We start from the raw sequence: 11399 nt of genomic DNA, 5'->3' as shown, positions 1-11399 counted from the left end.
CGAAGACCGCCTTGAAGCCGGAGGCGAAGGGGCTCGTGGCCGGGTCGCGCGAGATGGCGTCACGGACGGTGTAGAGGATGATGCCGCGCTTGCCGGGCGGCACCACCACGCCGTTGGCGCCGGCGGCCGCGGTGGCGGTGCCGGCCGAGGCCGCCGTGAGGGCGGCCGCGGCCGCCATCCCGGTCGAGGCCGCCATGAACTGGCGTCGGTTGAGGCCGAGGCCCTTGGCGAGCTTCAGCGGCTTGACGTCGTTGTCGTGCATGTGAGGATGCTCCTTCGGGTGTGACAGAGACGGTGGTGCGGGGGTCGAGCCGGATCTCCTTTCAGGACGGCGGGCGCGATGACCCCTGCGGTCAGGAGGGAAGGGGAGACGCCGTGCGGGCCCCGACGATCGGGGTCCAGGACCCCTCCCGCTCCGCACTGGTCTCGACGGCCGACAGGATCCGCTGCACCTGGAGCCCGTCGGTGAACGAGGGCCGCGGGTCGGCGCCCGCGGCGACGGCGGTGAGGAAGTCCACCGCCTGGTGGGTGAAGCCGTGCTCGTAGCCGAGCACGTGCCCGGGCGGCCACCACGCGGCCACCCACGGGTGGTCGGCCTCGGTGACGAGCACGCGGGTGAACCCGGCGTCGCGCGACCGGCTGCCGTTGTCGAAGACGTGCAGCACGTTCATGTCCTCGAAGTCGAACGCGATCGATCCCTGGGTCCCGTTGACCTCCAGGCGGATCGCGTTCTTGCGCCCGGTGGCGAACCGGGTCGCCTCGAACGTGGCGAGCCCTCCGCCGCTCAGACGCGACACGAGGACGGCGGCGTCGTCGACGGTGACCGGACCACGGGTGGCCGAGCCGTTCGCGCCGGCGGTCCCGCTGATGCCGTTCGTGGCGACGAGCGAGGGGTCGCAGACCGGCCGCTCGCGCACGAAGGTCTCGGTCAGTGCCGACACCCCCGTCAGGGTCTCCCCCGTCACGTGCTGGGCGAGGTCGACGATGTGGGCCCCGATGTCGCCGAGGGCGCCGGACCCGGCGCGGTCCTTCTGGAGGCGCCACGTCAGCGGTGACTCGGGGTCGGTGAGCCAGTCCTGCAGGTAGGCGCCCCGGACGTGCAGCACGCGCCCGATGCGCCCCTCGGCGACGAGCTGCCGCGCGTACGCGACGGCCGGGACACGCCGGTAGGTGAACCCGACCATCGAGCGGACGCCCCGGGCGCGGGCCGCCTCGGCGGCCGTGGCCATGACCTCGGCCTCGCCGACGCTGTTGGCCAGCGGCTTCTCGCACAGGACGTGCTTGCCGGCCTCGAGCGCCGCGACGGCGATCTCGGCGTGGGTGTCGCCGGGGGTGCAGATGTCGATGACGTGGATGTCGTCACGGTCGAGCAGGCGCCGCCAGTCCGTCTCGACCTCGCCCCAGCCGAAGCGGTCCGCGGTGTCCTTGGCGGCCGCGGCGTTGCGCCCCGCCACGGCGACGAGGCGCGGGTCGACCGGCACGTCGAAGTAGCTGCGGGCGTTGCGCCAGGCCTGCGAGTGGGCCCGGCCCATGAAGGCGTAGCCGATCATCCCCACCCCGAGGGTGGGCTTTGGTGCGGTCGTCATGACGTCCTCATCTCGGGCGTTGGCGGTGTGGGGCGCCCGCGCCGCACCGGTCGGCGCGGCGCGGGCCCCGTACGGTCAGGACTCGAAGCCGAGCGGGAGGTACTGCTCGACGTTCGCCTTCGTCACCACGGGGGCGTTGAGGACGATGCGTCGCGGCACCTCGACCTGGACGAGGTCGCTGATGCCCTTGCCCTGCGCGATGAGACGCGCGAGCTTGATGCCGTCGGCCGCCTGGGTCGGCGGGTAGAGGACGGTGGCCTCCATCTTGCCCTCCTGGATCCAGCGCATCGCGTTGGCCGAGCCGGCGCCGCCGATGAAGGCCATCTCGTGGCGGTTGGCCTGGTCGAGGGCGGCCATGACGCCGACGCCCTGGTCGTCGTCGTGGTTCCAGAGGATGTCGATCTTCGGTGCGGCCTGGAGCAGGTTGGACATCTGCTTCTCGCCGGACTCGACGGTGAACTCGGCGGCGACCCGGTTGTCGACCGTCTGGCCGCACGCCTTGAGCGCGTCGGCGAAGCCCTTGCTCCGGTCCTGTGTCAGCGGCAGCGAGTCGATGCCGGCGATCTCGGCGATGACCGGGTTGGACAGGTTCTTGTCCTTGACGAGCGTGCACGCGTACGTGCCGGCCGAGACGCCCATGCCGTAGTTGTCGCCGAGGACCGTCGCGCGGGCCGCGAACGGGCTGGAGAACTCGCGGTCGACGTTGATGACCGGGATGCCCGCGTTCATCGCCTTGGTCGCCACCTCGGTGAGGGCCGCGCCGTCGGTCGGGAGCAGGACGATGGCATCGACCTTGTCGTTGATGAAGGTCTCGATCTGGCTGATCTGCAGAGACGCGTCGTTGGTGCCCTCGGCGACCTTGAGCTCGACGTCTCCGTGCTTCTTGGCCTCGGCCTGCGCGGCGCTGTTGATCGCACCGAGCCAGCCGTGGTCGGCCGCCGGACCGGAGAAGCCGATGGTGACCTTCTTGCCCGGGGCGTCGTTGTCGCTCGCGGCGTTGCCGGCGGCCTGCTGGGTCGAGGCCGCCGGCGTCGTGGCCGGGTCGTTGCTCGTGCAGCCGGCTGCGACGAGGGCGGCGCTCATGGCGATCGCCACGACGGCGACGCGCTGGGTGTGACGAAGTGATGCAGACACGCTGACTCCTATGTGAGCGGTGTTGAGGGTGTGAGTTGCCGTGCGACCCGGTGACCCGAGGTCGGTGGTGCTGGGTTCCCCTGCAGGACGGTCCCGTCCGTGCCGGCCGGCGAGACCGGGCGCGGGGGTGCCCCGGTCCGGGCTAGGTCGACCTCGTGCGGGAGACCCGCTGCTGGAGCAGGACGGCGGCCACGATGATGGCTCCCTTGGCCACCGCCTGCGTCGAGGTGTCGAGGTTGTTGAGGGTGAAGACGTTGGTCAGCGTCGTGAAGATGAGGACGCCGAGGACGGTGCCCACCACGGTGCCGCGCCCGCCCGACAGGAGCGTGCCGCCGATGACGACCGCGGCGATGGCGTCGAGCTCGTAGAGCTGGCCGTGGGTCGAGGTGCCGGTGGTCGTGCGGGCCATGATCATGACGGCCGCGATGCCGCAGGCGACGCCGAGCAGGACGTAGAGGTACATGGTCTGCCGCTGGACGCGGATGCCCGCGAGCCGGGCCGCCTCGGCGTTGCCGCCGATGGCCAGGGTGCGGCGCCCGAAGGTGGTGCGGTTGAGCAGGACCCAGCCGATGACGGCGACGATCGCGAACAGGATGACGAGGACCGGGACGCCGAGCACGCTGCCGCCGAAGAACTCGATGAAGCCGCGCTCGCGGACGATCTGGGTGCGGCGCTTGGCGATGATCTCGGCGAGGCCGCGCGCCGCGGCCAGCATCGCCAGGGTGACGATGAACGGCGCTATGCGTCCGTAGGCGACGAGCACCCCGTTGACGAGGCCGCAGCCGGCGCCGACCGCGACGGCCGCGAAGACCATGACGACCCAGTGGACGTCGGCCGCCATCGCCTGGGTGGCGACCGTCGTCGCCCACACCGACGAGAGCGCGACGATGGCCCCCACCGACAGGTCGATGCCGCCACCCGAGATGACGAAGGTCATGCCGACGCTGACGACGCCGATGACCGACCCGAGGCGCAGGATCGTCAACGCGTTGTCGGGGCTGGCGAAGCGGTCACCGCCGGTGAGGATCCCGACGACGACGAGCAGCAGGAGCGCGAGGACGAGGCCCGCGCTGCGGCCGGCGGGCCCGGACAGGAAGCCGGTGAGGCCTCCACGCGGCCGGGCCGCGGCACCGCCGACGGCCGGGCCACCCTTGGCTTCCTGCTGCTCGCCGTCGTCCCCCGCCCCCACGGTTCCCGGCGTCTGGTCGACCTTCGTGACGTCGGCGCTCATGCCGCGTCTCCCTTCAGGATGATGTCGAGGACGGCGTGCTCGTCGAGCTCGTCGGCCGGACCCTCGTGTCGGACGGTGCGGTCGGCGAGGACCAGCACCCGGTTGGACAGCCCGAGCACCTCGGGGATCTCGCTCGAGACGACGACGACGGCCACGCCCTCGTCGGTGAGCCGGCGCACGAGGGCATAGATCTCGGACCGGGCGCCGACATCGACACCACGGGTGGGCTCGTCGAGGAGCAGGACGCGGCAGCCGCGGAGCAGCCAGCGCGCGAGCACGACCTTCTGCTGGTTGCCACCCGACAGGGTCCGCGACTCGCGGTGCACGCCGCGCGGCCGGACGTCGAGCGACTCCATGAGCTCCTCGGCGGCCGCCACCTCGGCGTCGCCGTCGAGCAGCCCACCGCGGGAGAAGCGCGCGAGGGTGGCGAGGCTGATGTTCGCGGCGAGCGACGCGCCGAGGACGAGTGCCTGGCTCTTGCGCTCCTCGGGGCACAGTCCGATGCCGGCGCGGACGGCGGCGGCGACCGAGCCGGGACGCACCGGCCGGCCGTCGACGAGGACGCGGCCCCCGGTGGCACGGCGCGCCCCGAAGATCGTCTCGACGATCTCGGACCGGCCCGACCCCACCAGCCCGGCGAGGCCGACGACCTCACCCGGCCGGACGTCGAAGGTCACGTCGGTGAACTCGCCTGTGCGCGAGAGGCCCTCGACGCGGAGCACGGGCTCGGCCTCGGGCACGGCCGGCTTGTCCGGGAAGACGTACTCGATGGAGCGGCCGGTCATGAGCCGGATCAGCTCCTGCGTGCCGGTCTCCTCGGCGTCGAGCCCGGTGGCCACGGTGCGGCCGTCCTTGAGGACGGTGACCCGGTCACCGATCTCGCGGATCTCCTCGAGCCGGTGGGAGATGTAGACGACGGCGACGCATTGCGCGGTGACCTCGCGGATGACGGCGAACAGCTGGTCGACCTCGCCGGCGTCGAGCACGGCGGACGGCTCGTCCATGATGATGAGGCGGGCGTCGCGGGACAGCGCGCGGGCCATGCTGACGATCTGGCACGAGGCGGCCGAGAGCGTGCCGACCTCGGCCGACGGCGAGATCTCGCGGTGACCGAGGCGGGCGAGCAGGCGGGCGGCGCCGCGCCGGGCGGTGCTGCGCTGTGAGAACCCGAGGCGCGTCGGCTCGTGCCCGAGGTAGATGTTCTCGGCGACGGTGAGTCCCTCGACGAGGTCGAGCTCCTGGTACATCGTCGCGATGCCGAGGTCCATCGCGGTCTGGGGGTGGTGGAGGGTCACCGGCGTGCCGTCCCACTCGATGCCGCCCTCGTCGGGCTCGTGGACGCCGGCCAGCACCTTGATGAGGGTGCTCTTGCCGGCGCCGTTCTGGCCGAGGAGGCAGTGCACCTCGCCCGGTCGCACGTCGAGGTCGACGCCGCCCAGGGCGACGACCCCGGGAAAACGCTTGACGACGCCGGTCATCCGCAGCAGCGGGGCGTCGGCTCCATCTCGCCGTCGAGATTCCATGGGCACACCGTGGACCACTTTTGTCGGACGGTCAAGCAAAAGTTTCTGGCGTGAGACGCGAAAGCCGCGCACATGGCGCGTCGAAGCTGCATGTGCTTGACTTCAAGGGTGCGCCATCCGGAGTCGTCGTCGCCCCACGCCCTCGGCGCCAGCGGCGCGGGCGAACTGCTCCAGCTGCTCCGCGACGAGACGCCCCGCACCCGCGCCGAGCTGGCCAAGCTGACGGGCCTGGCCCGCTCCACCGTGGGCGCCCGCGTCGACGCCCTCCTCGCCACCGGCCTGCTCGCTCCCAGCGGCGAGGCGGCGAGCACCGGCGGGCGTCCCCCGGTGCGCTTCGCGTTCAACCCCGAGGCGCGCATCGTCATCGGTGCGGACGTCGGCGCCACCCACGGTCGTGTCGCCCTGACCGACCTGAGCGGCAAGCCGATTCGCGAGATCGCCGAACCCCTCGACATCACGGACGGGCCGGAGGCCGTCCTCGACTGGCTCGTCGACGCCACCCAGCGCCTCCTCGAGGGCACCGGCCGTGACGCGTCCGACCTCATCGGCATCGGCATCGGGCTGCCGGGGCCCGTCGAGCACTCCACCGGCCGGCCGATGCGCCCACCGATCATGCCGGGCTGGGACGGCTACGACGTGCCCGCCCGCGTGCGCCAGTCCTTCGACGTGCCTGTCCTCGTCGACAACGACGTCAACATCATGGCTCTCGGCGAGCACGCCACGGCCCATCCCGGCGTCGAGCACCTCCTCTTCGTCAAGGTCGCCACCGGCATCGGCGCGGGCATCATCAGCGGCGGCCGGCTCCACCGCGGCGCCGTCGGGGCCGCGGGCGACCTGGGACACGTCGCTGCGCCCCACGCACCGGACGTGCTCTGCTCCTGCGGCAACACCGGGTGCCTCGAAGCCGTGGCGAGCGGGCCCGCGATCACGAGGTCGCTCAGGCAGCTCGACATCGCGGCGGAGAGCAACGCCGACATCGTCGAGCTCGTCCGCGGCGGCAACGTGCCCACGGCCCACGCGGTGCGCCAGGCCGGGCGCACCATCGGGGAGGTGCTGGCCACGTGCGTCAGCCTCCTCAACCCCGAGGTCATCGTCATCGGCGGCTCCCTCGTCCAGGCCGGTGAGAGCCTCGTCGCCGGGGTCCGCGAGGTCGTCTACGGGCGGTCGCTGCCGCTCGCGACGGGCGGCCTCCAGATCGTCGTCGCCTCGACCGGGGTCCAGGCCGCGGTCATCGGGGCCGCGACGATGGTCATCCAGCACGTCCTCGACGCCGACCGCGTCGACCTCGTCATCGCCCGGGGTGCCGCGGCTGCCGCGTCCGCGTCCTGAGCGCGTCCCCGGGGCCCCAGGGCACCAGCCACCACAATGGGCCCATGACTGATCACCGGCCCGTCGACAGCTGGCTCACCGACATGGACGGCGTCCTCGTCCACGAGGAGGACGCCATCCCCGGAGCGGCCGAGTTCATCGCAGCCCTCGAGGCGTCGGGCAAGCGGTTCCTCGTCCTGACGAACAACTCGATCTTCACCCCGCGCGACCTTGCGGCACGCCTGCGACTCAGCGGGATCCGCGTTCCCGAGCAGGCGATCTGGACCTCGGCGCTCGCCACGGCCCAGTTCCTCGCCGACCAGCGCGGCGGCGGCAGCGCCTACGTCGTCGGCGAGGCGGGGCTCCTCACCGCGATGCACGACATCGGGTTCGTCATGACCGAGCGCGACCCCGACTACGTCGTGCTCGGAGAGACCCGCACGTACTCGTTCGAGGCGATCACGCGGGCGATCCGGCTCATCGACAACGGCGCCCGTTTCATCGCGACCAACCCCGACCCGAGCGGCCCCAGCGCCCTGGGCAAGCTGCCGGCCACGGGGTCGGTCGCGGCACTCATCTCGACGGCCACCGGGCGCCAGCCGTACTACGTCGGCAAGCCGAACCCGCTCATGATGCGCAGCGCGCTCAACCGCATCGAGGCGCACAGCGAAACGACCGTCATGGTCGGTGACCGCATGGACACCGACATCATCAGCGGCCTCGAGGCCGGCCTGCGCACGGTGCTCGTGCTCACCGGGTCGACGCAGAAGCACCAGATCGAGCGGTTCCCGTACCGGCCGAGCCGCGTCGTCGACTCAGTCGCGGACCTCGTGCCGCTCGTCGGGCACCACGAGGACTGAACCGGCGGCCGCGGACGCCCGGACGCGTGTGCGACGCGGCCGGGCGGGGTAGGACTCCTCTGGCCGACGAGAGGGACTGCCAGCAGTGAGCCAGGAACGAGACGTCGTCGCGGGGCGCTACCGCCTGCTCGACCAACTCGGGTCCGGAGGCATGGGCCAGGTGTGGCTCGCCTGGGACGAGCGGCTGAGCCGGGCGGTCGCCCTGAAGCGGCTGCATGCGCCGGTCGGCCTCCCCCAGGACGAGGCCGACCTTGCCCGCGAGCGTGCGATGCGGGAGGCGCGGATCACGGCGCGCCTGCACCACCCGAACGCGGTGCCGGTCTACGACGTGGTGGACGCCGACGGTGCGCCTTGCCTCGTCATGCAGTACCTGCCCTCCCGCAGCCTGCACGAGGTCCTCGCGGCCGACGGCACGCTCGATCCGCGCGAAGCGGCCCGCATCGGTGCCGGGATCGCCGGAGCCCTCGCGTCGGCCCACGAGGCCGGTATCGTGCACCGCGACGTCAAACCGGGCAACATCCTGCTGACGACGACCGGGACGCCGTTGCTCACGGACTTCGGGATCTCCCGCGGCCGTGGCGACGCCTCGCTCACGGTGAGCGGGCTGCTGACCGGCACGCCGGCCTACCTCGCGCCCGAGGTCGCACGGGGCGAGGAGTCGACGCCGGCCGCCGACGTCTTCGCGCTGGGGGCCACCCTGTACGCCGCCGTGGAGGGCACGCCGCCCTTCGGGGTGGGCGACAACCCGATGGCCCTGCTGCACCAGGTGGCCTCGGGCCGCATCGACCCTCCGCGTCGCGCCGGGCCCCTGGAGCGCGTCCTCGGCCGCATGCTCGCCGCCGACCCCGAGGCGCGGCCGCTCATGGCGGAGGCCGCGGCAGCCCTGGCCGCCGTCGCCCGCGGCGCGGGCGACACCGTGCCTTTTGCGGCCGACGCGGCCGAGGCGGCCGAGGCGGCCGAGGCGGCCGACGGCCCAGCGTCCGAGAACGCCCCGGTGGGCCACACCGCCGTCCTGCCAGTCGCACCCGACCCCGATGACCGGCCCGTCCCGCCCGATGCAGCGCCCGACACAGCGCGCGAGCTCGCGGAGGAGCCGCCCGACCGTCGGCGCCGGCGACCGGCGCTGCTGGTGCTCGGGGCTGCGGCGGTGCTGGCAGCGCTCGTCCTCGTCCTGGTCCTCGTCACGCGCGAGGGCCCGCTGACCGCGTTGGCGCCGAACCCGGGCGGGTCGTCGTCGGCCACCTCGTCCTCGACGCCGGCCACGTCGCCACCCCGGACCACATCTCGGCCGACGTCCACCGCACGGACCCCCACGACGACCCCCAAGACGACCCCGAGCACGTCCCGACCGGCGCCGACGCGTCCGTCCGCGGGCACGGCGTCACCCGGACCGCCCACCGCCGCCGAGCTGGCCGGGGCGATCCGGGACTACTACGCCGTACTGCCGGCCGACACCGACGCCGGCTGGGCACTGCTGACGCCGCGCTATCGCACGACGACCGCGGGGGGTCGCCAGACCTACGAGCGCTTCTGGGCAGCGATCGACCGGGTCCGCGCCAGCGCGGTCGACGCGTCGCCCCCGTCCTCGGTCGTGGCCACGCTGCGCTACGACTACAAGGACGGTCGCACGTACCTCGAGCGGACCGACTTCACGCTGGTGCCGGAGGGTGGCCGTCTCAAGATCGACCGCAGCTTCGTGCTCAGCAGCCGACAGCTCTGAGCGTCACACCGGGTGGCCTTTCCTGCCGACCGCGGTCCGCTGACCGGCTGACCGGCTGACCGGCCGCTTCGAGGGGCTGCGGTTCGGGGCACGGGCGGCGCGGACCCGACCCGCGCCTGCCCCGAACCGCTGCTCGTCCCCCGAACCGCGGTGGGTGCCGCGTCAGGTGGGGACGCCGAGGAGGAAGCCGCCTCAGCCGTGGCCGAAGAGGCGTGACCACCACGAGCGCGCGGGCGGGCGGGCGGCCGCGGCGGCGGCCTCGCGCTCGGCGCGGGCGCGGCGCAGCTGCTCCTCGCGCTCGTCGCGCAGGACCCGCCAGGCGGCGACCATCTCGTCGACGTCGAGCGTCCGCGCCAGCACCGGTGGCAGGTTGCCGACCACGGGCCGGAGCCGGTCGGCGAGCACCCGCCTGTTGTAGTCCTCGATGATCTCGCGCACCTGCTGCTCGGTACGCACGTCGGCCAGTGCACCGGGGTAGGTGGCAGCCTCCTTGCGCAGCGCGAGAGGGCCCGGCAGCGCACCGCCGAGGTCGAGGTTCTCGCGCTCGGCGAACCGCTTGACCCACCAGTCGGGGTCGCCGGAGTCGCGCAGGTCGAGCGGCTTGCCCGCCCCGGGCAGGTTGTCGAACTCGCCCCGCTCCTGCGCCTCGCGGATCTGCCGCTCGACGGCACTCTCCCAGTACGGCTGCCCGGACATGTCTCCACGCTAACCGACGGCCTGGGCGCGGCAGGCGCTCGATGGTGGGCCGTCGGGGATGGGCCGGGCTCTCGCGCGGAGGCACCCGGCACCTGGGCCTCCTCAGCCGGCCTGCAGCTCGCGCAGGACGGGATGCTCGAGGTCCGCGGGCGAGGCGCATCCGTTGGAGCAGGCCAGCGCAGGTTCCCCGTCCTGCCGACCGACGCGCCACGCGGTCCCGCCGTGCACGGGTTCGGCGGTCACCGTCACGGTGCCGCCGCACCCCTTCGTCGGGCACGGGATGCTGATCGTCTCCATGCTCGACAGCGTAGGCGTGACGGGCCCCTCACAGCCTGGCGAGCACCTCGTCGAGCATGGCCTCGGTCAGCTTGCCGGTGAAGGTGTTCTGCTGGCTGACGTGGTAGCTGCCGACGAGCCGCACCACCCGTCCCGACGCGGTGACGAGTCGCGCCTCGGCACCGTGGCCGAACCGTGGCTTGGGCCTGGGCACCGCCCAGCCGCGGCGTCGGGCGGCCCCGAGCGCTGCGTCCCAGCCGATCGACCCGAGGGCCAGGAGCGACTCGACGTGGGGTTCGGCGAGCTCGAGGTCGCGGTCGAGCCACGGCGCGCACGTCGCCTTCTCCTGCGTCGTCGGCTTGTTCGCCGGTGGAGCGCACCGCACCGTGGCCACGATGCGCAGGCCGGTCAGCTCGAGGCCGTCCCCGGCCGACACCGCCGTCGGCTGGTTCGCGAAACCCGCGCGGTGCAGCGCGGCGTACAGCCAGTCACCGGAGCGGTCGCCGGTGAACATCCGACCGGTGCGGTTGGTGCCGTTGGCCGCCGGGGCCAGACCGACGACGAGCACGCGGGCCTTCGGGTCCCCGAAGGAGGGACCGGGGCGTCCCCAGTACGGCTGGTCGGCGAACGAGGCACGCCGGCCGGCGCGCGCCACGGACTCCCGCCACTGGACGAGACGCGGGCAGGCCCGACACACGCTGACGCGCGCGTCGAGCTCGGGCACGGACGCCGCCGTCCGCGCGAGCCGCACCACCCCCGCGGCGGTGTGCGCCACCGGCGTCGACGCGTCGGCCGGGTCGCCGGGCCAGCCCGTGCCCGGCGGGACCGGGGAGGGGAAGAGCCGGCCGGTCAGGGGGTGCGGGTCGAGCGGCTCGAGCGCGTCGTCGGAATCCATGGGCCCCACGCTAGGGCGACGTGAGACGGTTCAGGGGTGGTCCGGTGAACCGGGTGCGCACCCGCGTCGTCCTCGGTTCGGGGACGGTCGCACGGTGCACGACCCGGGACGCGCAAGGAGGTGAGCGTCGCATGCCGCTCGACGACGACGCCGTCGCGGCGATCTACCGC

At 73.2% G+C, this 11399-nt stretch carries 10 protein-coding genes and 1 pseudogene; 3 read left to right on the top strand and 8 right to left on the bottom strand.

Annotated features, from left to right (window positions below; genetic code table 11):
• The 5 genes and pseudogenes from ACR9ZK_RS17730 to ACR9ZK_RS17710 form a co-directional block, all read right to left on the bottom strand.
• Window positions 1–262 (bottom strand): annotated as a pseudogene (locus ACR9ZK_RS17730) (sugar phosphate isomerase/epimerase family protein); the annotation flags it as partial.
• 91 nt (window positions 263–353) lie between these two features.
• Entirely contained in the window at window positions 354–1586 is a 1233-nt protein-coding gene (locus ACR9ZK_RS17725; protein ID WP_481343273.1) for a Gfo/Idh/MocA family protein, read from the bottom strand.
• 75 nt (window positions 1587–1661) lie between these two features.
• Window positions 1662–2720 carry a substrate-binding domain-containing protein gene (locus tag ACR9ZK_RS17720; RefSeq protein WP_481343272.1) on the bottom strand — a complete coding sequence of 353 codons (1059 nt, stop codon included), beginning with the start codon at window positions 2718–2720 and terminating at the stop codon, window positions 1662–1664.
• Between the two features lie 142 nt (window positions 2721–2862).
• Entirely contained in the window at window positions 2863–3951 is a 1089-nt protein-coding gene (locus ACR9ZK_RS17715) for an ABC transporter permease (protein ID WP_481343271.1), read from the bottom strand.
• Window positions 3948–5474, bottom strand: a complete 1527-nt coding sequence (locus ACR9ZK_RS17710; RefSeq protein ID WP_481343270.1) for a sugar ABC transporter ATP-binding protein — start codon at window positions 5472–5474, stop codon at window positions 3948–3950. Before ACR9ZK_RS17710 ends, ACR9ZK_RS17715 begins: the two co-directional genes overlap by 4 nt.
• 90 nt (window positions 5475–5564) lie before the next feature.
• Here ACR9ZK_RS17710 and ACR9ZK_RS17705 point away from each other — a divergent pair, with 90 nt between their 5' ends.
• The 3 genes from ACR9ZK_RS17705 to ACR9ZK_RS17695 all read left to right on the top strand — a co-directional run bounded on the left by ACR9ZK_RS17705 (window position 5565) and on the right by ACR9ZK_RS17695 (window position 9362).
• Entirely contained in the window at window positions 5565–6803 is a 1239-nt protein-coding gene (locus ACR9ZK_RS17705; RefSeq protein WP_481343274.1) for an ROK family transcriptional regulator, read from the top strand.
• Between the two features lie 44 nt (window positions 6804–6847).
• Window positions 6848–7642 carry an HAD-IIA family hydrolase gene (locus ACR9ZK_RS17700; RefSeq protein ID WP_481343269.1) on the top strand — a complete coding sequence of 265 codons (795 nt, stop codon included), beginning with the start codon at window positions 6848–6850 and terminating at the stop codon, window positions 7640–7642.
• Window positions 7643–7727: 85 nt separating this feature from the next.
• Window positions 7728–9362 carry a serine/threonine-protein kinase gene (locus tag ACR9ZK_RS17695; protein WP_481343268.1) on the top strand — a complete coding sequence of 545 codons (1635 nt, stop codon included), beginning with the start codon at window positions 7728–7730 and terminating at the stop codon, window positions 9360–9362.
• Between the two features lie 192 nt (window positions 9363–9554).
• On the opposite strand, the gene ACR9ZK_RS17690 is transcribed toward ACR9ZK_RS17695, so the two are convergent.
• From ACR9ZK_RS17690 to ACR9ZK_RS17680, 3 genes are all read right to left on the bottom strand, one after another.
• On the bottom strand, window positions 9555–10058 hold the full coding sequence (locus ACR9ZK_RS17690; RefSeq protein ID WP_481343267.1) for a DnaJ family domain-containing protein: 504 nt from the start codon (window positions 10056–10058) through the stop codon (window positions 9555–9557).
• A gap of 102 nt (window positions 10059–10160) precedes the next feature.
• Window positions 10161–10355, bottom strand: a complete 195-nt coding sequence (locus ACR9ZK_RS17685; protein ID WP_481343266.1) for a hypothetical protein — start codon at window positions 10353–10355, stop codon at window positions 10161–10163.
• Window positions 10356–10383: 28 nt separating this feature from the next.
• Complete coding sequence (locus ACR9ZK_RS17680; protein WP_481343265.1) at window positions 10384–11229, bottom strand: uracil-DNA glycosylase; 846 nt, start codon at window positions 11227–11229, stop codon at window positions 10384–10386.
• Between the last annotated feature and the right edge of the window lie 170 nt (window positions 11230–11399).

The sequence above is a fragment of the Monashia sp. HAY1-5C genome (assembly GCF_056755255.1).
Note: the sequence above shows the minus strand (reverse complement) of the source record. Positions and strands in the feature narration are given on the sequence as shown.